The organism is Methylophaga sp., assembly GCF_030651745.1.
In genome coordinates this window covers 43,887-68,402 of the sequence record NZ_JAUSCC010000079.1, presented here as the reverse complement: position 1 = coordinate 68,402, position 24,516 = coordinate 43,887, and the positions used below count along the sequence as shown (strand labels likewise).

General features: G+C 44.8%; 20 protein-coding genes. 9 read left to right on the top strand and 11 right to left on the bottom strand.

All coding sequences use genetic code 11. The features are described 5' to 3' along the window. The 6 genes from Q7V21_RS09735 to Q7V21_RS09710 all read left to right on the top strand — a co-directional run bounded on the left by Q7V21_RS09735 (position 1) and on the right by Q7V21_RS09710 (position 8,750). On the top strand, positions 1–1,230 hold the full coding sequence (locus tag Q7V21_RS09735) for an alanine--glyoxylate aminotransferase family protein (protein WP_304917112.1): 1,230 nt from the start codon (positions 1–3) through the stop codon (positions 1,228–1,230). Beyond that, positions 1,230–2,489 carry an allantoate amidohydrolase gene (locus Q7V21_RS09730; RefSeq protein WP_304917111.1) on the top strand — a complete coding sequence of 420 codons (1,260 nt, stop codon included), beginning with the start codon at positions 1,230–1,232 and terminating at the stop codon, positions 2,487–2,489. Before Q7V21_RS09735 ends, Q7V21_RS09730 begins: the two co-directional genes overlap by 1 nt. Next, positions 2,486–4,018, top strand: a complete 1,533-nt coding sequence (locus Q7V21_RS09725; RefSeq protein WP_304917110.1) for an alkaline phosphatase — start codon at positions 2,486–2,488, stop codon at positions 4,016–4,018. The genes Q7V21_RS09730 and Q7V21_RS09725 overlap by 4 nt, the downstream gene beginning before the upstream one ends. 22 nt (positions 4,019–4,040) lie before the next feature. Beyond that, positions 4,041–5,036: an adenosine deaminase gene (add, locus tag Q7V21_RS09720; RefSeq protein ID WP_304917109.1), complete on the top strand. Its 996-nt coding sequence runs from the start codon at positions 4,041–4,043 to the stop codon at positions 5,034–5,036. Between the two features lie 574 nt (positions 5,037–5,610). Further along, positions 5,611–7,560, top strand: coding sequence for an adenine deaminase (locus tag Q7V21_RS09715; RefSeq protein ID WP_304917108.1), 1,950 nt, complete (start codon positions 5,611–5,613; stop codon positions 7,558–7,560). Between the two features lie 41 nt (positions 7,561–7,601). Then, entirely contained in the window at positions 7,602–8,750 is a 1,149-nt protein-coding gene (locus tag Q7V21_RS09710) for a HupE/UreJ family protein (RefSeq protein WP_304917107.1), read from the top strand. A gap of 19 nt (positions 8,751–8,769) precedes the next feature. Here Q7V21_RS09710 and Q7V21_RS09705 read toward each other — a convergent pair whose 3' ends face one another. From Q7V21_RS09705 to Q7V21_RS09685, 5 genes are read right to left on the bottom strand one after another with little or no spacing between them, the layout of a single operon-like run. Beyond that, positions 8,770–9,684, bottom strand: coding sequence for a 2OG-Fe(II) oxygenase family protein (locus Q7V21_RS09705; RefSeq protein ID WP_304917106.1), 915 nt, complete (start codon positions 9,682–9,684; stop codon positions 8,770–8,772). Between the two features lie 3 nt (positions 9,685–9,687). Further along, positions 9,688–10,875: an MFS transporter gene (locus Q7V21_RS09700; RefSeq protein WP_304917105.1), complete on the bottom strand. Its 1,188-nt coding sequence runs from the start codon at positions 10,873–10,875 to the stop codon at positions 9,688–9,690. Beyond that, positions 10,872–12,020 carry a nucleoside hydrolase gene (locus Q7V21_RS09695; RefSeq protein WP_304917104.1) on the bottom strand — a complete coding sequence of 383 codons (1,149 nt, stop codon included), beginning with the start codon at positions 12,018–12,020 and terminating at the stop codon, positions 10,872–10,874. The genes Q7V21_RS09700 and Q7V21_RS09695 overlap by 4 nt, the downstream gene beginning before the upstream one ends. Further along, positions 12,011–13,069: a purine nucleoside permease gene (locus tag Q7V21_RS09690; protein ID WP_304917103.1), complete on the bottom strand. Its 1,059-nt coding sequence runs from the start codon at positions 13,067–13,069 to the stop codon at positions 12,011–12,013. The genes Q7V21_RS09695 and Q7V21_RS09690 overlap by 10 nt, the downstream gene beginning before the upstream one ends. A gap of 26 nt (positions 13,070–13,095) precedes the next feature. Further along, a complete protein-coding gene (locus Q7V21_RS09685) occupies positions 13,096–14,202 on the bottom strand; it encodes a nucleoside hydrolase (protein ID WP_304917102.1) in 1,107 nt (368 codons plus the stop codon). Between the two features lie 454 nt (positions 14,203–14,656). Here Q7V21_RS09685 and Q7V21_RS09680 point away from each other — a divergent pair, with 454 nt between their 5' ends. Continuing rightward, positions 14,657–15,952, top strand: coding sequence for an NCS2 family permease (locus Q7V21_RS09680; RefSeq protein WP_304917101.1), 1,296 nt, complete (start codon positions 14,657–14,659; stop codon positions 15,950–15,952). 42 nt (positions 15,953–15,994) lie between these two features. On the opposite strand, the gene Q7V21_RS09675 is transcribed toward Q7V21_RS09680, so the two are convergent. From Q7V21_RS09675 to Q7V21_RS09660, 4 genes are all read right to left on the bottom strand, one after another. After that, positions 15,995–17,398: an AtzE family amidohydrolase gene (locus Q7V21_RS09675; RefSeq protein WP_304917100.1), complete on the bottom strand. Its 1,404-nt coding sequence runs from the start codon at positions 17,396–17,398 to the stop codon at positions 15,995–15,997. Continuing rightward, positions 17,391–17,612: a DUF4089 domain-containing protein gene (locus Q7V21_RS09670; protein ID WP_304917099.1), complete on the bottom strand. Its 222-nt coding sequence runs from the start codon at positions 17,610–17,612 to the stop codon at positions 17,391–17,393. Before Q7V21_RS09670 ends, Q7V21_RS09675 begins: the two co-directional genes overlap by 8 nt. Before the next feature lie 14 nt (positions 17,613–17,626). Continuing rightward, positions 17,627–19,048, bottom strand: coding sequence for a hypothetical protein (locus Q7V21_RS09665; protein WP_304917098.1), 1,422 nt, complete (start codon positions 19,046–19,048; stop codon positions 17,627–17,629). Between the two features lie 91 nt (positions 19,049–19,139). Continuing rightward, positions 19,140–20,222: a purine nucleoside permease gene (locus Q7V21_RS09660; RefSeq protein WP_304917097.1), complete on the bottom strand. Its 1,083-nt coding sequence runs from the start codon at positions 20,220–20,222 to the stop codon at positions 19,140–19,142. Positions 20,223–20,538: 316 nt separating this feature from the next. Here Q7V21_RS09660 and Q7V21_RS09655 point away from each other — a divergent pair, with 316 nt between their 5' ends. Continuing rightward, positions 20,539–21,183 carry a nucleoside 2-deoxyribosyltransferase gene (locus tag Q7V21_RS09655; RefSeq protein ID WP_304917096.1) on the top strand — a complete coding sequence of 215 codons (645 nt, stop codon included), beginning with the start codon at positions 20,539–20,541 and terminating at the stop codon, positions 21,181–21,183. Positions 21,184–21,207: 24 nt separating this feature from the next. Here the strand turns inward: Q7V21_RS09655 and Q7V21_RS09650 are convergent, their stop codons facing one another. Further along, positions 21,208–22,248: a nucleoside hydrolase gene (locus tag Q7V21_RS09650; protein WP_304917095.1), complete on the bottom strand. Its 1,041-nt coding sequence runs from the start codon at positions 22,246–22,248 to the stop codon at positions 21,208–21,210. A 23-nt stretch (positions 22,249–22,271) separates the two neighbouring features. Beyond that, positions 22,272–23,138, bottom strand: coding sequence for a S9 family peptidase (locus Q7V21_RS09645; protein WP_304917094.1), 867 nt, complete (start codon positions 23,136–23,138; stop codon positions 22,272–22,274). Positions 23,139–23,292: 154 nt separating this feature from the next. Here Q7V21_RS09645 and Q7V21_RS09640 point away from each other — a divergent pair, with 154 nt between their 5' ends. After that, on the top strand, positions 23,293–24,321 hold the full coding sequence (locus Q7V21_RS09640) for an alpha/beta hydrolase (RefSeq protein ID WP_304917093.1): 1,029 nt from the start codon (positions 23,293–23,295) through the stop codon (positions 24,319–24,321). Positions 24,322–24,516: the final 195 nt, after the last annotated feature.

Below are 24,516 nucleotides of genomic sequence, written 5' to 3'. Positions count from 1 at the left end.
ATGAGTGAATTTGATCAGATTAACCCACCACCACGCTTATTGATGGGCCCTGGGCCTATCAATGCTGATCCACGTGTATTACGTGCAATGTCAGCGCAATTGGTTGGGCAATATGATCCTGCGATGACTGCCTATATGACGGAAGTTATGGCCTTATATCGAGGTGTGTTTGAGACCAAAAATCAGTGGACGATGCTGATTGATGGGACTTCACGGGCAGGTATTGAAGCTATTTTGGTATCGATACTCGAACCCGGTGATACCGTATTGGTTCCGGTTTTTGGCCGCTTTGGTCATTTGTTATGCGAAATTGCACAACGTGTCGGCGCCAAAGTCTGTCCGCTTTATGTCGAGTGGGGCGAAGTCTTTAAACCCGAACAAATCGAAGCCGCTATCAAACTACACAAACCTAAAGTATTAGCCTGCGTTCATGGGGATACCTCAACCACGATGGCACAGCCTATGGCTGAACTTGGTGAGCTGTGTCGACAGTACGATGTGTTGTTCTATTCCGATGTGACCGCATCAATTGGTGGCAATGAATTTAAGACCGATGCTTGGGGACTTGATGCGGTTTCCGGTGGCTTGCAAAAGTGTCTTGGTGGCCCTTCAGGCAGTGCGCCAGTTACCTTAAGTGACAAATTTGTTGCCGAAGTTCGCAAGCGTCATCACGTTGAAGCAGGGATCAAAGATCCTCATCATGAAGCAGGTGCTGGAGAGCGAATTCGTTCCAATTATTTTGATCTGCCAATGATTATGGATTATTGGGGAGAGGAGCGTCTTAACCATCACACTGAAGCAACCAGCATGCTGTATTGCGCCCGTGAATGTGCCCGTATTTTATTGCAGGAAGGCTTGGAAAATACCATTGCCCGTCATCAGCTGAATGGTGATGCAATGTTGGCCGGTGTTCAGGGTTTGAACCTGAAACCGTTTGGCGATTTGCAGCATAAAATGACCAATGTTGTCGGTGTCTATATTCCCGATGGCGTGGATGGCGAAGCAGTTCGGCAAGCCATGTTACTGGATTTTGGCATTGAAATTGGCACTTCATTTGGCCCGCTCAGAGGCAAAATCTGGCGTATTGGCACTATGGGCTATAACGCCAGAAAAGATGCGGTTCTGACTACATTGGCTTCTCTGGAAAATGTATTGCGTCGGGCCGGACATGCTTTACCTGCCGGTGAGGCGGTGGATGAAGCGATGACTGTCTATTCCAAGAGTGCCTGATGGATCACGCAAAACGCCTGCTGGAACGTTGTGATCAACTTGCACAGATTTCTGCATTGGAATCTGGCATTTTGCGAGCGTATTTAACACCAGAGCATAAACAGGCGAATCGCCTGGTAGCACAGTGGATGCAACAGGCGGGCATGACTAGCTGGTCTGATCCAGCAGGTAATATCTGGGGGCGTTATGCCAGTGCTTCGCCTGATGCTAAAACCTTAGTCATTGGTTCGCATTTAGACACCGTTCCCAATGCCGGTCGTTATGATGGCATTTTCGGTGTATTAGCCGGCATCGAGCTGGTGGACTCCCTTAATACTAAACGTGTTCAATTACCCTTTAATATCGATGTTGTTGGTTTTGGTGATGAAGAAGGGTATCGCTTTGGTGCAACCTTATTAGGCAGTGAGGCTATCGCGGGAGGCTGGAAAGATTCATGGAATTCACTTTGCGATGCTGGCGGTATTTCTCTTGAACAAGCCTTTGTGGATTTTGGACTGGATGTTAACGATATCCCGATGGCGCAATTAGATGCAGAGCAACTGATTGGTTATTGGGAATTGCATATTGAGCAGGGACCCGTTCTGGAACAACAGGATCTCGCTATCGGTGTAGTAACCGGGATTGCCGGAGCAAGACGGTTTAATTTCACCATTAATGGTTTTGCAGGTCATGCTGGCACGGTACCAATGGATCTGCGGCAAGACGCCTTAGCCGGTTCCGCCGAGATGATTCTGGCCATTGAACAATTAGCTATTAAACATGGCGTGGTGGCAACGGTGGGCAAGATTTCTGTCATACCGGGCGCTGTCAATGTGATCGCTGGACGAGCAGTGTTTTCGTTGGATATCCGCAGTGATAATGATCAACTGCGTGATGATGTGTTGTTAAAGATTACACAGCAGGCGCAGCAGATTGCTGCTGCCAGAAATCTGCAAGTAACAATCGAGCAAACCCATAACGCCTCAGCAGTTTTATGTGACGCTGATTTTATGGCGTTATTTGATCGGGCCAGTAAGAAAATCACTGGTTCAAGCTATCGGTTAGTCAGTGGTGCTGGCCATGATGCGATGGCAATGGACAGGTTATGTAAGGTCGGCATGCTGTTTATGCGTTGTGAAAAAGGCATTAGCCATCATCCTGCGGAAGCTGTGACCTATAGTGACACTGTCATTGCTTTGCAGGTATTCGAACAGGCAGTACAAGAGCTAGAGCAAAGCATATCGATTAGCCCCGATAAATTAACTGGGCAAACGAGATGAAATTTAGCCGCCGCAGAGTGATTCAAATGATCAGTCTGGCGCTGGCAGCACCCACTTCATTGCTGGCGAAAAGTAGTAGCGTGCCGATTTTAAATGTGGGCTGTGCCAGTGGTGATGTCACGACTGATGGGGCAATGATTTGGACACGGGCCGATCGCCCGAGTCGTTTGTGGGTTGATATTGATCGACATCCGGCATTTCCCAACCCGGTCCGCTATCGCGGTTCTGCGGGACTCTGGGAAAATGATTTTAATCTACATTGTGTGGTTGACAGCCTTGAGGCCGGTAAAGCATTTTTTTATCGAGTGTTGGCTGAAAGTCTCGAACGCCCCGGCCACTTCAGCCAGCCTTTAACAGGGCAGTTTTCAACCGCTCCAGTTACGGCACAGCCAGTTAGATTCTGTTGGTCCGGGGATACCGTCGGACAAGGTTTTGGCATAGATAAAAGTCGTGGCGGTATGAAAATTTATCAAACCATGGCAAAGCATAAGCCAGACTTTTTTGTGCATTCCGGTGATCAAATTTATGCCGATGATCCACTGCAGCCGACCATCGATTTGGATGATGGGTCAACGTGGACCAACCTGATGACTGAAGGTAAGTCGCATGTGGCTGAAACAACCCAGGATTTTCGCGAAAATTATTATTACAACTACCTGGATGAGCATTATCGGCATTTTTATTCATCCGTCCCGCTTTATCAGCAGTGGGATGATCATGATGTGCGTAACGATTGGTATCCCGGTGAAATCCTGGATGATGAGCGTTATCAGGAAAAGAGTATTTCTTTATTAGCCGCGCGTGCCAATCAGGCGATGTTTGATTGTAATCCTATGCGTCGACAGACCAATGATAATGAGCAGGTGTATCGCCGTTACCGTTATGGCCCAATGTTAGAGCTGTTCCTGATTGATCTACGCTCTTATCGCGGACCGATGACAGCCAATATGCAAACCGAACAAGGTCCCGATACCGCTTATCTGGGAGATAAACAGCTGCAATGGTTGAAAGCCGCTTTGGCGGAGTCGACGGCGACATGGAAGATCATCTGTTCAGATATGCCGATTGGCTTAATTGTCCAATCCTGGACAACAAAATTAGCTGAAAATGGTGCGAATACTGATGGCCCACCACTGGGACGTGAGTTAGAAACCGCTGAATTACTGAACTTTATTCATCGTCAGAATATTAAAAATGTGCATTTTATTACTGCCGATGTGCATTATTGCTCGAGTAACTTTTATCAGCCTGAAAAGGCGGTTTATAAAGAGTTTTCACCGTTTTGGGAATTTGTCAGTGGACCGCTTCATGCCGGCACATTTGGCCCTAATTTACTGGATAACACCTTTGGACCAGAGCAGGTCTTTCTCGGAATACCGGAAGGGATGAAACCAAATCGCCCACCAAGCGATGGTTTTCAATTCTTTGGACAAATCGATATTGATAGTAAAACCCAGGCGATGACCGTGTCACATTTTGATGTCGCCGATAACTTATTGTGGTCAAAAACTTTATCGCCACAGACATAGGGCTAAATACAGGAGAACTGAGATGAAAGACTATATCGAACAACTACCCAAAGCCGAATTGCATGTGCATCTTGAAGGCACGCTTGAACCTGAAATGAGTTTTGCGATTGCCCAGCGCAATAACATCGACCTGCCCTATAAAACAGTTGAAGATGTTTTAGCAGCCTATGATTTTTATGACTTACCTTCATTTTTAGCGATTTATTACGCTGCGATGGGCGTGTTGCAACAAGAGCAGGATTTTTACGACTTAACCTATGCTTATTTAACAAAAGCGGCTTCTCAAAATACCGTTTATGTTGAGCCTTTTTTTGACCCACAAGCACATCTAAGCCGTGGTGTTGCGTTTGATACGATAATTCAGGGCATTCATAAAGCTCAGGTTGATGCCGCTGAAAATTTAGGTATTAAATCGCAATTGATCATGTGTTTTTTACGCGATATGAGTGCCGAGTCGGCGATGGAAACCCTGGAGCTTTCCTTGCCTTATCGTGACTGGATTATCGGTGTGGGGCTCGATTCGGATGAAAAAAACAATCCGCCGGTGAAGTTTCAGGAAGTGTTCGCCAAGGCGCGTGAATATGGTTACAAATTAACCATGCACTGCGATGTTAATCAAGATAACACCCTGGGTCATATAGAGCAGTGTCTCTACGATATTAAGGTCGACCGGATCGATCATGGTATTAATTCGTTAGAAAGTGAGTCGATTATCAATGAGATAGTGACACGCGGGCTGGGTTTAACTGTCTGCCCAGTATCAAATCGCTATGTCGTTCAGTCGCTCACTTCCAATGAAATTAAAACCATGCTGGAAAAAGATATGCGCGTGACCATTAACTCGGATGATCCGGCGTATTTTCGTGCTTATTTGAATGAGAATTTCGTTGAGCTTCAGCAAGAAGGTAATTTCAGTAAAGAAGAGATTGTGACGCTGATAGCAAATGCCTTTAAAGTCGCCTGGCTGGATGAATCACAAAAGCAAAGCTACCTTGAACAACTGCAAGCAGCAGCCTAATTAAGGATGGGCCGTGTTTTTCAGTTGAGAGATATCACGCATCGCGGAGCTTTTAATCATAACCAAGACGGCACCCTAAACCGATACGGGAAATGACATTGAAAACAGTCCTGCTTTTATAATGACTAAATAGACAGGATTTTGGTTTTTAGATTTTTACACTTCTCACCAAAGGTTACTAATCGTCAGAACTTATTATTGGCAAATGGTTAATACCGTTTGCCAATAATTTTCTATAGTAACAGCCCGCCACCGGTCAGGTGGAACGCCTTGATCTTTGTATTTAATCAATTAATCTCACTTTATTTTGGTGCGAACAGAAGGTTTTTTCTTCGGTTTGGCATTTTTGTGGTGCATGGAAAATAGCCTGTGAGTTTTAAAGAAAAGCTTTTATTTTCTGTTTCACTCGAATTTTCAACGGCCTGAATTTAATTTGACCGTTTGGTCAGTTGCTGGCATTGGATATGCATGCTTTTTCAGCGTTTATGTGCTTTGAAACAGGGGGTTAACGTTGCAACCCTGTTGAGACTAAAGACTTGGTTAAAAGCACCATTTCACTTCCAAGGGTACTGATATGCGTGAGTTTTGGACAAAGCTGGTGCAACAAGCAATAGTGATCGCGAGCTTAAGTGTTAGCGTAACAGCATGCAATTCCTCGGATATAGCGGATATACCTGAGCAGCAAGTCAGTAAGGAAAGGCAAGCGGTTCCCTTTAGTGAAGAGGTATTAACACGACAGGCATTAACTCAAGTCGCCCTGGCCCGTACCGAGGCCGATTTGCTTATACACAATGTCACTATGCTTAACGTGTTTACCCAAGAATGGTTAACGGAACAGGATATTGTTATTGCCAAAGGGCGGATAGCATGGATTGGTGATAGTGGTGGTTGGAATGGCATTGCCAGGGAAACATACGATGCATCTGGATTATGGGCTGTGCCAGGTTTTGGTGAATCTCATAAACATATTGAAAGCTCTTATTTAACGGCTGAGTATGAAGCCGCCTTGGTTATACCAAGAGGAAATACCTGGACGGTTGAAGGTTCTCACGAAATATCAAATGTGGTGGGCAATAAAGTTGCTGACTTTTGGGTGGAAGCTGAACAGCTAGGCAGTCCTTTAAAAATATTTCCAGCCATTGGTTCTGCTACACCTCCCACAGCGTATGAGTCTGGAGGTGGCTATTTTGCGTATGAGGAAATGCAGACGTTTCTGGGTGACCACTTACGAGTAGTCGCACTGGGTGAGGTCATGGATTGGTCCGCCGTGATTAATGCGGATAATCCCGGGCATCGGCGTATTTGGGAAATGATTCAGGCTACCTATGATGGTCGCGGTGTGGTTGAAGGTCATGGCAGTCGATTAACAGAGGCAAATGAAATTAATGCTTTTGCTGCTGCGGGACTCAGTTCTGATCATGAAGTCAGGCTGGTAGAAGAAGGTATTGATAAGTTACGGCGAGGTATTTTTTTAGAAGTAAAAAAAGGCACTATAGAAGTGCTGATGCCAAAATTAGTGGAAATGAATTTGGCCGATTGGAGCAATATTTCGGTCACTACTGATGATCGTGATGTATTTGCCACGTTGCAACTGGGTTCGATGGATTACAACATTCGCAGTGCAATAAAAGCCGGTGTACCGACAGAAATTGCCTATCAGCTTGGTAGTTACAACACGGCACGACATTTTCACATTGAACATTTAGTCGGCTCTATAGCCCCGGGCCGTTATGCAGATATTGTCTTATTGAGTGATCCCGAAACCGTCACTATTGAGCGGGTTTATGCCAATGGCATGCTGGCCAGCATAGGTAAGCAATATCTTTTACCTATTCCGAAAATAAACTATCCAAAATGGGCTACGGACACGATGAACGTGGGCCGTAAAATCACTGCTAAAGACCTTGAAATAGTCGCGCCTGAAGGCAGAAAAACGATTGAAGCCGCGATATTACAACCTTTTTGGTTTGAGCCTGATTTTATGACTAAAACCTTACCCGTTGCAGAGGATGGCACCGTGGTGGTATCGACCGATGACAACTTAATTAAAGTAGCTGTTGTGGACCGATATCATGGCACGGCTGGGGTCTCTAAAATGTTTTGGCAAAATGTCGGCCCTAAAACGCCTAACTCAGCTTTATCCAGCTCGCAATCTCATGATTTACATAATATCTGGACGATAGGCAATGACGACAATGCAATGGCGTTAGCCGCCAATACTGTTGCAGAAATGGGCGGTGGCTGGGCCTTGGTAAGTCAAGGCAAAGTGGTTGCGAAAGTGGCACTGCAAATCGGTGGTTTGATGACTGACCGTCCGGTTGAAGAAGTCGCCGCTGAAATGGAAAAGCTACTAAATGCGGCTGACGAAATGGAGTGGATTGGTGAGCCGGGATTACCAGAGACAATGCGTTTTGCATTTTTAACTGCAGCGCCTTGGAAGTGGCAATTAGTGGCGCCTTATGAAGGTAACCCCACCGGCCTGGTTGATGTGACTACGGGTAATACTCATCCGGTTGTATGGTGAGCCCGCGAGAGCTTCTACAGTCTTTTTGATAATCATGGCCGATGCATAGCCTATATAAACATGGCCTGATTCTGCTGCTGGTTTTTATCAGTGTCGTTCTGCCAACTGCAGATGCCCATTTACTGAATATGACAAAAGTACAGCTTCATATTCTGGACAGTGGAGCGATCAATCTGGAAATTAAACTTGATTTAGCCAGGGAATTCTCGGGTGACGAGAATTACTACTTTATCAGCCAGGCAGAACAGGCACTATCAAACCCAGAAGTAGAGGCGATGTTGATGCGGCTAAAAGAAGCCGTTGTACTTTCGATAGATCAACAACAGCTTACCTGGAAAATCGAGAGTCTGGAGTTTCCTAAAGCGTCCAAAGAGGCATTCTTGAGTGATGTTTCCTGGCCCATGACGATCATAACCATGAGCACAAAACCAGCTGATGTTCCGGATCAATCAGCTCAATTGAGGCTGAGTTTTGCTGATAGTTTTGCTTTTGAAGAACCTATTGCTTTAAGCATTATACAAGTCAGTAGTCAGCGAAAAATGAGTCGATGGCTGGTGCCAAATCAAGTTAGTCCCAGTTTTGCGCTAACCTCAGATCCTTTGTCAGCCCAGGACAATACACAAAGTCTATGGCAATGGGATGCAATAAAGGACTATGTGTGGCTAGGTATGAAACACATTGTTCCAATGGGTTGGGATCATGTGTTATTTGTGCTGGGATTGTTTTTTGGTATACGTAATATTGCCAATTTGCTGACGTTGCTTACGAGCTTTACATTAGCGCATTCCTTAACCTTGGCATTATCTGCTTATGGCGCTATTCAAGCTCCAGCAAGTATTGTCGAACCGTTGATTGCCTTCTCTATTATGTGGGTAGCTGTTGAAAATTGTGTGTTTAAACAAGCACAAAGCTGGCGATTCATCATTGTCTTTATGTTTGGTTTATTACACGGATTAGGTTTTGCCGGTGCCTTAAGAGAACTTGATTTACCTACCGACAGTTTCGTCACAGCGCTGATTAGTTTCAATGTCGGCATTGAAATTGCCCAAATTGGGGTAGTGGCCTTTGCATATATTTTAGTCGGCTGGTTTAGACATACCCGATATTGGCGGAGTTGGGTGGTCATTCCTGCTTCAACAATAATTGCAGCCATCGCTTTTTATTGGACCTTGTCACGTACTATTTTTTAGCCCTATCCAGACACCCTGTCTATAACGATCCCGCTGCAATGTCCTCACGTTGGCGAGCGATAATATAATCTTCTGCTGTTACACCTTGTTGGGCATCACCTGTTGGTGGAGTCACAACAACTTCTGGGCTTGGATGGTGAAAGAAAGCTATTGAACGACGTGCTTGAGGAACAGAGTCAGCTGGAGGGTTGGCAACACGATGCGGATTTGCCGGAATTTTGCCACCCGTCCAGTGCTTAATCAGATCGCCAACTTGAAGCAGCCAATAATCTTCAGGAATCATTACCGGAATCCAGGTTTTGCCACCATTACCATTAATCGCTACTTCAAGTCCTCCGGGAGCATGATCGGCCCAGAGTAAAGTGATACCACCAATGTCCGTATGAGGGCTTGCACGCCATCGACCTTTGGCGGGGGCTGCGGTTTGAGCATAAAAATGATTCGCCACCAGATTGGAGTGTTGTTTTGTTGTCCAGGCTGACATATCTTCATCTATGCGACCAATTCCTTCGGCAATCATTTCCATTATCTGACTGGATAGATCACGCAACCCAAAATACAGTTTGGTCCAACTGGGTTTGAAATTTTCGGGTTGTTCTGGCCACGCTTTGAAGGTTTCAGCCCATAAATTTCGGTCTTCGGTCATCAGAGCGGATTCAAATCGCAGTTCAAAGCGTTCCATTAAATCAGCATAAGGACCCGATTCGGCTACGGGTTGCCAACCATACCAGGGACCTTCACCCGGCCAGCGAACCGCTTGTTTTTGAGTTAACGGCAATGCAAAAAACGTATCCCAACTGGCTAAAACATCAAATAAAAGTGCTTTTTCGATACCATGGTTTTTCAGAAAAACACACGAATATTCAGACAAAGCCGTTACTAACGCATTTGCAGAGGTGTGTTGCATATCAATTATCGGGATACTATGAGACATGGTTTAATTCTCCTTTTTAAAGAGCGTCATGTGGTTGGGTACTTTAAAAACCGCAAAAATAATTGAGCTGGCAGCAAACAGATAACAGACCGTGACGAATTGCAAACCGCTTTGAATATCGAACATGGTGACAATCGTTGAGCTAACCAGTGGGCTGGCCATCTGTCCTAATGACGAACAGAATAATAAGGTGGTAATCACCCGTTGAGGATGGCTGACTAATGAGGCGCTAAACGACATGGTCAACTTCAGCACCCCCGCATTACAGAGTCCCAGCAGTAAAGTTATTGAGACCACATTTATCAGGGAAGATAATTGCCAAAGCGCTATAGAAGCCACGAACGAAGCGATAGTGATAAGAATTAATAACTGCTGAGCGGTGAACCTTATCAGGAAAAACACCAATGTAATTTGTCCCAAGGCCATGCCGGTCCAATAGGCACTTATCGCTGCAGCGCCCTGTCCTCGTGTGCCCATTAAACTATGTTCAATATAATTAGGCAGCCAAATCAACATAGCAATTTGACCCAATAAATACATTGCTAAACCAAAGCAACAAAAGTAAATACTAAAATGCCATTTATCAGGAGTCTTTTGTGTTTTTAGCTCGCGTGCCGTTGGCGGGTAGCGGCTAAACAGAGCTAATAACATAACGAATGCTGCAATAGCGGCGAGGACTAAGAAGCTGCTATTCCAGCTAAACCCTGAACGTAATAATGCAGCCGCACCTGGGGCGGCGAGAATTCCGGCAGAGGCAAAACAAATATCGGTGCTGAGCAATATAGCTGCTCGTTGTCGTTCTTTGAACAGTAGAGACAATGTCACTGCAGCAGTATTTAACCCTAAACTTGCTGAACATCCTGCTATAAAAAAGCTTATTGGTAACCATTGCCATAGATTGAAGAGGCTGCTGCCTATCAATGCCAGGATGAAAAATAGATAGCACAACAGAAAGACTTTTTTGATCGGCAGCCATTCATAAACAATGATACTAAGCACCGAGCCCACCGTTATGCCTAAGCTAAGCCAGGAAAAGCGTGCACTTGTCTCAGTTAAAGGTTTGCTGAAGAAGTCAGACATGGCAGCGCTTAGCGTGCCAATCTGTGACAATAATCCTGAAAGAATCGCGTATGCAAGAAAGCAGGTAATGGTTACCCTAATCAGGTTTGCATTACCTGCAACTCCTCTCATTGAGTCAATGTTTCGGTGAATAGGTGGAATGCTTTTTCAGCCTGGGTCGTCATGCAGACGGTAATCGGCTGACCGGTTTCACTGCGGCTGATTACCCCGGCTGTTTCCGCTTTAATGTGTTGTCTTGGTTTGCCGTCCCAACGTGTTGCTGGCATCGACAGGTCACTTGTTTGCACATAGTCTGGTTCGGTTAGGTAATCGACTTTAACTTCAAGAGGCGTTGTAACAGCATCACCGCATAACTCCGGGTGAGTTGTTACCAGATTTGCCAGTTCATCCCAGAAATAGTACTCACCAGAGGCGATGAATTCACCGTTGATTTTGTAGATATTACTGATAAATTCTGCTTCAGGTGTATGCGCTAAGCTGTCAAATTGGGTGACGTACTCGTTGGTAACCAGCATATAGTTGGTGGCATCAAGCGGAACCAGCACAATATTTAAAGCACTGCTGAAGACTATTTTTACGGCCAGCGGATCGATTAGAAAATTCCACTCGGCTTTGGTGTTCGGGTGATCGTCAGTGAAGCCTTTGACAATGATATTGCCACCAGCATTAAGTGCACCGCCCATAATCACCAGACGGTCTACCTTGTCGACATCAGCGGGGTATTGCAGCAGCCACTGTGCAATATTGGTTAATGGCCCATCAGCCACAATGGTGACGGCTTCTGTACTTTGTGAGATCGTTTGGTGGATCAGTTCAACAGCAGATAACTCAGACGGTTTATAGCTGGCGGGTGGCAGGTTAACATTGCTCGCCTCGCTATTTATCACATTGCTGCTACCGAAGTTGTCGATAGCTTCTCGCCATTGAGCTGGAAAAACGAAAAAACCATCTAATGGATAATCATCGCCAGCGGCAACCGGTACTTCAGGATGAGATGGAAGCAGGTCTAAAACACGAATCGCATTATGTTTACCCGGCTCGCAATGGGCTTCACCGCTACAGGCGATGGTAATGGCTTGAAGGTCCGTATTGTTGTTTTTAGCAAAATAGATAATGGAATTGAGCGTAAAGTCAGTATCCAATATCACAGGATATGCATAAGCTGGGCTGGTGATAACACTGAGCAAACCCAGCAAGGTGTATTTATTTACCTTATGGGACAGTCGTGAAACCAGCGGGCCGAGTTTTATTTCCATGTTCTATCCTTCCAGTCATTCCAATTAAAAGTGATCTCCCGCACCATCGTACTGCCCACGCGCCAGTGGTTTTCTACCGCTGGCCCCATGGCACCGAAACCTGACATTTCTCGAGCTAAGTTGGTCGCAGCATCGACGCCCGGTGGTGGTGTGGTGAAGTTACTGGCGGTTCTGAGCAACATCACTCGCGACATATCAGCTTTACCGCCTTGTGTTAAAAAGCGTATGGCTTCCATGATGCCGCTGTCCTCAACTGCACTGGTGACAAATTCGCCTTGACCTATCGTCCAATAAGTCATCCAGTCATTTGCCCATTGATTCAAGATGTCACCATGCCAAAACGTGCTGGCTGAGACATTGTCGCCTTGCATGACGATTGGTTGCCCCGAGGCTTTTGGCTTGTTGGTATAGTGCTGTGCGATTTCCTGGGCCATTTCAGAGGTGACCAAAGGCGTATCTTTGGTAATGGAATAAGCAAGATTGCTCAGTTGGCTGCTTAATCTAAATACTTTTCCTTCGGTATCTTGTGGTGGTTGTTCATAGGGTTTACTTCTGGCGAATGGGATATAGCCAATCTCCCAATCTGCTGGCATTTCTCTGGCATCAATTTCATGGGCCCAATCCCCGTTGACTATCCAATTTCCCCAAACAGCAGAGCCTAATGTGCCGTTATTAGCATCGATACCGGCTATACCACCGATAAGCCAGTAGCTTTTGTGAAAATCAAACCGTTGATCCAGCCCCAGAGCCATCACACTTGCCGCTGCTTTATCGGCGGTAAGGCCGGTGAAGGTGACTAACACACCATTCTTTTCATCAAGGCAGGCATCGAAGGTACTGTATATAAGGGGTACACAGCTTAATGGTGACTGACCATCTATTCCTCTTTCCAGCCAATACTGGAATTCTCCAGCGGTATCACCTGTGACTTCTCCAATTTCAAAATTAACTAACACAACGACTTTGATAGGGAGTGGATCTTGCTCTGGCATGGCATGAAGCGATGCTGAAAACAAAAAAAACAGTATTAATCTAATAGTTGTATTCATGTCTTGGTTCTAATGGTTGAGGTTGATTAGTCTTCAGCCGTTAAGGTGTCGGTGAATATTTTCAGTGCTTTTTCAGCATTGGTTTCAACACAGACAGCAATAGGCCGACCTGCTTCACTGCGGCTGATAACTCCGGCAGTTGCGGCATTCAGGTGAGATCGCGGTTTACCATCCCAACGCAGTGCAGGCATGCTCAAATCACTGGTGGCGAGATGTTTTGGTTGTTTGATGGTGTCGACGTTGACGGTTAGTGCGGTCATTTCAGGCACACATAAATCTGGATGTGTGGCTGTCAGAGCGGCTAATACATCCCAAAAATAGTATTCACCTGAGTCAATAAACCAGTCATTTTTCTTATAGACTTGGTCTGCGAATTTAGCTTCTGGTGTATTGGCAAGCGTACTGAAGTGAGCCACATACTCATGAGTGACATTGACGTGGTTGGTGACATCCAGGCCAACCAGATCAATATTTAATGGACTGTCAAAGACGATTTGAGCTGCCAGCGGATCGACAAACAGATTCCATTCCGCCTTGGTATTAGGATGATCATCGGTAAAGCCAGGCACAATAATATTGCCTTTCGCATCAAGAGAGCCTCCCATAATGACCAGACGACTGACGTTTTCAGCGTCATCTGGATAGCTCATCAACCATTGTGCGATGTTGGTCAGTGGACCAACAGCAACAATTGTTATCGGTTCTTCACTTTGGCTGATGGTGGTGTGCAGCAATTCAACTGCCGAGAGAGTGGAGGGGGCATAGCTTGGTGGATCAATGGGGACACCTGACAGTGTGTCCGAATCTATTTGCCAAGGTTCAGGAAACACAAAATAACCATCAAGCGGATAGGCATCACCAGCTGCTACCGGTATTGGGCCTTGTGTTTTTATCAGGTCAAGCAAGCTGATCGCATTACGTTCGCCTGGTTCACAGTGTGATTCACCACTACAGGATATGGTTACAGCCTTCAGTTCACTCTGTTTATTTTTCGCTAAATAAAGTAATGCAAACCAATCATCAATGGCCATATCGGTATCGTAGATAACGGGAAAGGCAGATGCCTGGAGGCTGAATAAAGCCAAACAGATTAATAGAAAGGATTGAGTTAATTTCTGGAAGTATTGAGTCATGATGATGGTAAGCCTGATTGCGTAATTTAACACTATTAGCAATAAGTGGACCATTTAGACAGGTTTTAAGTGTGGCTCGGAAAGTATGTTAGCAACGAATAATTAGTGCTATATAAACCCAGTGTTTAAGCCCGATTATCTCGGCGGATAGATAAGCCATCCTTTATTAAAAGAGTTCTGCGTAAGGGTTTTATTAATAAAGCAAAGCGCTTTATTGGTGCGGTTGTGTATTAATTTTGTGCATAAAGTTTAGTTTATGGCCTCTCTCTACAACCCGGATTGGTTTAAGTATGTTCATTCATTACGGATGATATGCGTTACAGCAAGTGTTTTAGCCGTTTTGACTTAATCTAAAAGGAATGCCTGAAAAATCCTGACTATATGGTCTGGTAATTGCAGTTGGTTTGCGGAACGTTAAACAATACCGATTATCATCGATTTTTATAGAGTAAACATGAAATTCATTAATGATTTTTTCAATCTGAGTAATTTAGGTACCTCAATACAAAAAGAGGTAGTAGCCGGTATAACTACTTTCTTAGCCATGGCTTACATAATTGTGGTTAATCCCAGCATGCTTTCGGATACCGGCATGGATTTTGGCGCGGTATTTGTAGCAACCTGTTTGGCGGCGGCGATTGGTTCGATATTAATGGGGGTGTTGGGAAATTATCCGATTGCTCAGGCACCGGGTATGGGGCAGAACGCTTTTTTTACGTATGCCGTTGTGCTCGGCATGGGCTATACCTGGCAAGTCGCGCTAGGTGCCGTATTTTTATCCGGTATTATTTTCATCATATTAAGTCTTCTGCCAGTACGAGAGTGGTTGATTAATTCCATCCCGTTGAATCTCAAATTAGGTATGTCTGCAGGTATAGGCTTGTTTTTGGGTGTAATCGCCCTAAAAAATGCAGGGATTGTGGTTGATAATCCTGCCACCCTGGTTTCATTAGGCGATATGCAGGCTTTCTCTTCAATAGTCTGCTTATTTGGTTTTGTGCTGATTGTTTCTCTAGCGGCTAAAAAGGTTACCGGCGCAGTCATTTTTGGCATTTTAGCGACCACGTTATTGGGATGGGCCTTCGGCGATGTACACATAGATGGCATTGTTTCCATGCCGCCGTCACCAGCACCAGTGTTTTTACAACTGGATATTGCCGGCGCCTTTCAGGTGTCAATGGTCACTGTCATTATCACCTTATTATTGGTGGATGTATTTGATACGGCTGGAACGCTGGTCGGGGTCGCAACCCGGGCCAATATGTTAGATGAAAAGGGCAGATTACCGCGTTTGGGCAAGGCGTTGTTATCCGATTCTGGAGCAACTTCGATAGGCGCTTTATTGGGTACCTCGTCTACAACAAGCTATATTGAAAGCTCTGCAGGTGTGGAAGCTGGTGGTCGTTCTGGATTAACGGCCGTCGTCGCGGGTTTACTGTTTTTATTAGCACTTTGGTTTGTGCCAATCGTAAAAAGTATTCCGCCTTACGCCACTTCGGCGGCATTACTGTTTGTGGCAGTATTGATGACTCGAAGCTTGTCATTAGTCGATTGGGATGATCTGAGTGAAAGTGCGCCTGCGGCTTTAGCTGCAGTCACAATGCCACTGACCTTTTCGATTTCAGATGGCATCGGGCTTGGCTTTATCAGTTATGCATTGATCAAGATTTTCACTGGACAGTATCGTCAGTGTCCTGCAGCGGTTTACGTTATTGCAGTGATTTTTACCGGTAAATATCTATTTTTATAATGGAGTAGTCGACGACGTTTCAGTGGTCTCGATCGCTAATCTTTAAGTGATATTGATGGGACGTTGAGCCGTTAAGCCTTGTGATTCGAGATAGGCTGCTACCCGTAAACAGATATCTTCACGCCAAGGCGCAGCAATAATTTGCACGCCGATGGGCATGCCATTGGCCTGGTTGATGGTCGGCACGACGCATGACGGTAAGCCGATAGCAGAAATCGGCTGAGTGAAATAGCCTAAATTTGGTCTCAATGGATGCTCTTTGCCATTGATAACTAATATTTTCTGGCCAAGTTTTGGAGCTGTGCAAGGCGTTGCCGGCGCAATGATTACGTCGACAGATTTGAATAATTCCAATACTTGCTGGTGATACCATTGTCTGACGGCTTGCGCCTTTAAATACCATGCGGCAGGAATCATGGCGCCCGCCAGAAAGCGATAGCGTGTGTCAGGATCAAAATCGTCAGCCTGGGTTTGCAAGCGAGATAGATGTAGTGCACTGCTTTCCGCATTGGTGATCAAAAAAGCGGCTGAGCGCCCTTCATTGGCCCCTGGAATATCCGTTGTGTTGTCACAGCTTAATAATCTGCACACTAAATCGACGGCTGCAGTAGCTTCAGGAAAATTCGTTGTATCAAAGTAACCTGTGGCTCTGGCTATACGTAAGTTATCGATACCTTTATCTAATGTTGCAAGCGTATTTAGCTTGGCTTGGTCAGCACAGGCATGATCTTCGCTATCAAAGCCTTGCATCAGATCAAATGCAGTTGCCAGATCTTGAACATTTCTGGCAAAAGCTCCGAGATGATCCAAGCTGTCGGTGAAGGGATAACTGCCACTTCTGGGCAGGCGGCCATAGGTTGGTTTTAAACCAAAAATGCCACATAAAGAAGCGGGCACCCGAATGGAGCCATTGGTATCTGAACCTAATGATATCGGTGCCAGACCTGCTGCTGTTGCACTGCCACTGCCCGATGATGAACCACCGGGCATGCAGCTGGGATCCCAAGGGTTATGACAATTACCATAGTGGCTGTTTTCACCGGTAAAGTCATAGGCATATTCGCCCATATTTAAGGCACCGATCAAGACGGCATCGGCGTTTTCAAGACGTTTTATCAATACTGCATCTTCGGTCGCTTTAGCATTGGCCTGATTGATTTTCGAGCCCGCAACCGTTACCACATCTTTAATATCAAACAGGTTTTTAACGGCAAAAGGAACACCTGCCAACACACCCACTGTCTGGCCTTGAGCAATACGTCTATCAATATCTGCAGCCTTATCACGAGCCCGCTGATGACATAGTTCCGTAAAGGCATTTAGCGTCGGGTTTAACGATTCAATCCGAGCAATAAAGCTTTCCACCACCTCAGCAGCACTGATCTGCTGGGTTTTAACCTGATCAGCGATATCCACAGCACTGGCGTAACAAATGGAATCAGTCATGTTTCCGACCACCTGGTGTGAAGACGCCAGCTATATCGAAAAGATTGTCATCCAGAGGTGCCTGATAGACAACGCTCGCCATGGAATGTGCAATCTTCAGCAGCTTTGCCACTTCACGCTTCGTCTCATCATCGAGATCCAGGCCGACAACAGGTGACATCAAATCGATATAAAGTTCTGCATCAAAATCATCAGGTAGTTTTGCTGGTGGCATCGTGTCTTCTTATGTTATCTACAGATTGAAAATTGTTTGCATGCAAAAGAATAGCTCTCTGGTTTAACCTTGCTTAGCGAAGCCATTTTTTGCTGACTAAATGCTTTTTCAAATTTAGCAATACGTTGGTAATACTCATCTAAAAGCTGTTGTTTGGTCTTTTCATCAAGAAACGAATAACTCAGTGAATTTGCACCTAATTGCACCAGCTCTGACCATGAAAGATTAAAGTTAGTGACAGCGGTGTAATACTCATCCGTCATATTTGAATCCCACATACCACGATCATCGGTTGCTAAGGCAACCGGTATGCCAATTCGGAGATATTCCGGGAAAGGATGTTGGGAATAATCATCAACGTACTCTAAAAGTAAGTTACTGATCAGATTGATTTCAATCAAGTAACTGTTGTTACGCATCAGCAGTAGTGTATCGGGATCACTGATTAAATTAACACCATGGCCAATGCGTGACGCGCCCAATAACAGTGTGTCGCGGACATTTTTATTAGGCTTGTCTTTTTCACCGGCATGGATCGACAGGTTAACATCATGATAATGGTGTCTCAGTTCTCGTAAGGTCGATAAGAAGCGTAAAGGATGGCCTTTGTCATTATCCTCACGTCCAACCATATCGACGGCAACATAGAGTTCAGGATGAGTTGCCACATATTCATACATCCACTTTAAATCGTCTTCAGCATTGGGAAGAAAACGTAATAAGGCGTAATGCAAACGGACGGTGACCCCCGAAGCAAGTGCGTCTTTTTGGGCAAAACGATCAAGGTAGAGCTGATAAACTTCTTCTTCATCGAACGGACTGCCATCCGGGTGTACGTAACCACGCACGCCAGCGTCAGTCTCTAAATACAACATGCCCTCGGCACCAAAAGCCTGCATGTTTTTAACGATTAAATTGACCTGCATATATGGGTTGGCCATTAATGAGTTAATGCGTTCCCAATGGGTTTGGAAAAATTCATTGCGGCCTTCAGAGTCTTTATCCAGACGAATACTATCCAACCAGGCTTGTTTTTCTATTTCGTTGAGATCTTGAATACGTTTGTATTCAGATTGTTCACAGCTATCGAGTTGGTTGTATTCAAAGTCTTGGATATTCACAAAAAGTAGCAGGTAAGGAGAGCCACCAAATTCGTTGGTGCCATAGGGTCTGCAGTTGTTAATTTTTACTTTTGTGTAGTAAATGTAGCCATTTTTTTCTTGCTCTAAAATTTCGTCATACCACCACTCGGATAGATTGGAGCCCGTTGAATGGTTATGTAAATCGCCCCCTTTGGGCACAGCATATAAAAAAGTGTACAACTCTTCCGGAGAGGCACTTTTTTTGAACTCTGCAAATACGTCATTAAACGATTCTGCATGGGCAGTAGATACTAAACTTAAAAACAGTGTGAATAGTAAATAAAACGTTTTCATGTCCTTAGCTCCAAAGGGATGGTTGATAACAGCAAAGAGCAGCCTTATTAAAGCACTGATCTTTGCTGTTTATTTTTCTTATAGCGATTGCTTATTCAGCCTCATAGGGAAGCGTATTTTCATAGACATCCCAATTGTTCATGATGGCTTGAATAACGGTATTTCCCACCACATAGGCGGCATCTTTAGCGGGGAAGCCTTCATCAGGATAGGGAGCCGTGACACTCCAGCTAGTAGGTTTATCTTCTGGGGCCATCGTAAAGTTACTGACGGTTCTCAAAATCATCACTCTGTCAGGGTCAACTTTATCGAGACGAGCAAGACGCATCAGCGAGGTCAACGTACCGGAGTCTTCCATATTGCTGGTCATAAAGTTGGCATCGGGGCCGGCATAGAGTTTTAACCAATCATTCGCCCATTGATTTAAATATTTGCCATGCCAATAAGTACTGGCACTCATAGTGTCACCAATGGTTACAAAAGGTGGTTTTTGAGCATTAGGGAAGGTTTTATAGATAGATCTATATGTTTTGAGGCCTTCTGTATCGTCGATTTTTACATCTTTTGTTTGTTCAAAAGCCCAGTCAGCAAGCTTGCTGTTTAAATCAAATACCACGGTATCAAGTGTCCAACCAGTTGAAATATCTTCAGGCTTTTCGGCAGGTTTCTTCGCGCCTAACGGAATAATGCCGTACGGCCATGATTCGGGAATTTCACGGGCATCAATTTCATAGACAAGATCACCATCCACCACATGTTTCGCCCATGCAGCACTGCCAAGAGAAATGTCTTCAGGATCACCGCCAGCAATACCGGCAACTAACCAGTAGGCTTTACTCAGGTCAAATCTGGGATCCAAACCTAAAGCCATGATCGATGCAGTTGCATTAGGAATACCGCCACCAGTACACATCACCATCAGGCCATCATCATTGGTGTAGATGTCATATTCACCCAAAGGAAAAGCATGCTGGTTTTTGAAATCACCTCTTTCTAACCACAGTTGCAGTTCACCAGCTTTGTCCCCGGTAGGCTCGCCAACTTCAAACATAGTCACCACCACGGCTTTAATTTGAGTGACCTCTGTAGAGGGAACGTCGGCAGCCATACTGTTCATGGCGTGCATCGAAAGTAAAACAAAGATTGTAGATTTAGCGTGCTTTAAAAAAGACATTTGTAGATTTATCCCGTATTAGTTAATATCAAAACCTGACCAAATGGTTAGCAAATTTTATGCCTTTTTATCGTTTCAGTTGTAACGGAGCAATGTAAACGTTGGGTGTATTTCGTCGGTAGGCCTTATTTACACAGGCGTTAACCCAAATGTGGATTTGCCAAAATCTCTGCTTAGCAGCAAAAAAGCAGTGTTATCACTCTGTGTTTTGTTTACCGAAGAGAACCCGAAACTGTGCAAGCGCCCGCTTTGGGTGCGTTGTTTTTTTAATGTTCATTCGTTATTCGATATTGATGTGAATCAGGGAGGTTTTAAAATGAAACGTATATTGTTGCTGATGATTGCTTGCTTGTTTGTGGCAGTGAATGCCTATGCCGATAAACCGGTTTATTACATTTATTTGGCTGGACCGGAAGTGTTTTTACCTGATCCTGTTGGTGCCGGAAAGCAGAAGCAGCAACAGATCCAAGCACTCAATCAATCTGAGCAATGGCCATTTGAACTGGTCGGCTTATATCCGCTTGATAATGAAATCCCCGACTTTAAGCCGGATTATGAGACTGGACTGCGTATTTATTACGAAAATTTAAAGTTGATGGATAAAGCTGATTTCATCGCAGCCAATATGGTGCGATTTCGTGGGCCAAGCATGGATGTGGGAACAGCTTTTGAAATGGGTTATATGCGTGGTTTGAACAAGCCAGTATTTGCCTATTATGAAAGTGAGCCATTTTATGGAACGATTGAAGTGGCTGGAATTTATGCTGACAGAGTGGGGGAGTATTTCACCCTCGCTCCAAATGACCCTCATCGAGATATTGATGGACAATCGGTCGAAAATTTTAATATGCCCGATAATTTGATGATGATTGGTGCGTTGGAGTCGGGTGCTGGGCAAATCGCCGTTGATTTTGACAGCGTCATTAAGGACATCGCAGCCTTTATACAAAAAACCGAATGAAACGGAACTGTTCAGCCGTGTATGTTATTGAACAAATTGTACGTTCGATAAACGGGATAAGAATAACTCACGTGCTTTCTCAGCATTGACTGTGTCGGCAAAACGATTGAGCTTAACCGCTTTCCAGTCGCCGTCACGTTCGTTCATTGGAGGGATTGCTGCGATGGTTTGACCTAAAGCAATTCCTTCTGAAGCCACACGAATAGCCGCTGTTTTGGTGGTGAATAATTGTGGATCGATAACATACAATAAAGCGGCCGGATCATGGACATAAAACCCCTCGGTGACCCCATTAGAACGGTAAAAATCGAGGTAAAACTGACTGAAGTCGCGAATAAAACCACCTGCAACAGGGGTGGCCTGTTCGATTGACTTGAGATCATGATCATTGACTACGATCTTTGTGGTGACATCTAAACCGATTGCCACGACATCCCAGTCTGCTTGAAATACGATGTCAGCGGCATGAGGATCGCCGATTATATTGGCCTCTGCAACCGGCGTGACATTACCAGTAACCTCAAACGCACCGCCCATTAACACCAAGCGTTTAATGCGGCTGGGTAATGTGGGATCCAGGCGTAATGCCAGAGCAATATTGGTTAATCGACCAACGGGAACCAGTGTTAACTCATTGGGATAAAGTTTACTTTGCTGAATAATAAATTCAGCAGCAGTGATATCAGCAAGAGGGGCTTTTGCCTGTTCTGGCATATCGATATCACCGAGCCCATTAAGCCCATGAACAAAGTCTGCCGGTGGCTCCGGCGGAATTACCAATGGAAAGCCGGCACCTTGAACAACAGGGATATCTAAACCGGTTCTTTCGATTAGATAGCTGGCATTTCTGGTACTGTTTTCAATGGTGGCATTTCCATATGTGGTGGTGATGCCTAGCAGATCAATCTCTGGTGAAGCGATGGCAAATAAGATCGCCATTGCATCGTCAATGCCGACATCGGCATCAATAATAATTTTTTCGCTGGCGTGAATTGGGGCAGAAAATAAGCTGAACAAAAAAAAGGGTACTGCTAAAACGCCGGTATATTTTTTTACAGTGTTCAAAATCCATTCCTCTTAATAATTTTTTATAAGCTGTCTAAAAACCACTCTAAGGTCGTATTAATGACTTGTTCGGCCGTAGTTTGGTCTTCCTCAAGCACCCCAAATATATGATCTGCACCCTCAATAATGATGCCCTGTTTATGTTTACCAGCAGCGCTAGCAACATAAGCATTTGTATAGAACGAAGAGAAATCCTCGCTGCCAGCAATGGCTAAATATGATCCGGAATATTTTTTGATTTCATCGCTTAATTTATAGTTATCTAATGCAGTGAAGAAACCGTGTCCCAAAGAGACTTTTCGCCAGCCTAAATCAATGTCCACTCGACCATGTTTGGCCGCATGGTCAAAATTATCCTGACCCCGTAAAGACAGGAAGTCTTGATGAAAATCCCCAACAGACGACCATGTTACCAACGATTTATAACGAGCAGGATGCTGTGCTGCTGTAACGATGGTGATGCCACCACCTAAACTAAACCCAACAATCCCCATACGGCTGGAGTCGATCCACTGCTGAGTATTGAGATATTGATATGCTGTTTCAGCATCTTCAAGCATGGTTTCAATAGAGCTCTGTTCCATGCTGAGAACAGTGCTATTGCCATTACCGAGGAAGTCGATACGTAACGAGGCTATACCCTTCTCACATAAACGTTTGGCTAATCTTTGGTACAGATTTCCTACTTCATTTTTGGAGCTGGCAAAGCCATGCAACATTAATACTGCTGGTATGGGGCTGGCAGCTTCTGGTTGACAGATAATGCCTTCAATCCCTGTATCCAGGCTTACGGATGCTTCTTTATATAAGGAATCGGCAACGCTGATGTATGGGCTTAGTAATGAGCAGAAGGCAATAAAGATACCAGGCAATAGTGTTTGTGATTTCATAGCGTCTTATTTGAGAGAAGAAGATAAGGTCTATCAAGAATAAATCACATTCTGACTTTTTGGACAAGTTTTATTACGGGTGGGGTTTTCATTTTGATAATATCGAATGCGCAGAAATTACATTGAATATTTCCACACTTAAAGGAGCTGCGTGATGAAACATCTATTTACGACAATAATGGCAGTAATGATCGGTACATTGCTATCGATGAGCACTTACGCCGATCAAGAAAGTATTGATTATGCTGTTGTTGCTCCAGAGCTAAGACAAGCCGCGCAAAATATTAACCTGCCACCGATTACGAAAGAGCTGCTTAAGCACCGGCAACCCCCAACACCCTGGACAGGAGCTCAAAATTCCGAGGTATCAGTTACACAACGGAACATTCCGAGCACTGTTAAAACAGATCCGGACATCACTATTTACATTATCAATGCTGAAAAAGGGGCAAACAGACCCGGAATTTTGCATACGCATGGAGGCGGTTTTGTGATGGGATCCGCCCAGAATGATATTGCTAAATTACAAACACTGGCGAGCCAACTGGATTGTGTCATTGTGACGGTGGAATATCGCTTAGCTCCTGAAACAACTTATCAAGGCTCGATAGAAGACAACTACAGTGGATTATTGTGGATGCACAATAATGCCAGTGAATTAGGTCTGGATAACAATCGAATTGCTGTTATGGGTGAGAGTGCTGGTGGCGGGCATGCAGCCTTGTTGGCAATTACTGCCAGAGATCGCCAACAAGTGCCTGTGATGTTTCAAATGCTGATTTATCCGATGTTAGATGATCGCACCGCCACGTCACGTGAGGTTCCTGACCATATCGGCCAGATCCTCTGGACCAGAGAATACAACCGGATTGCCTGGGAAGCCTTTCTCGGCCAAACATCCGGTGTCGATGATGTTCCGCATCAAGCTGTTCCTGCCAGAACGAAAAGTGTTGCAGATTTACCACCTGCATTTATAGGTGTAGGCAGTATTGATTTGTTTGTAGAAGAAGATATCGGCTATGCACTACGTCTGATCAATGCAGGGATAACAACCGAATTAATGGTAATGCCGGGGGCCTACCATGCTTTCGACTGGCTAGCACCTGAGAGCCGTTTAACCAAGCAGTTTAATGAGCGGATTGTAGCTGCTTTACAGCAGGCATTTAACCCAACGGTCAAATAGTTACGATCAGGGTTTGTTACTCCAGATACAGCCCCAAAAAGTGTTTGCGATATAAATGCTACAAATAAGTCACTCTGTGGCAAAAATGAGAATAATTGGTGCGAAACTGTGTTCAGGTGCACAGTTTTGGAACAAAAAGGAGTCGTTTTTTTAGTAAACCATTTGGATAGTTTACGAGAGTTGTGAATTTATTTT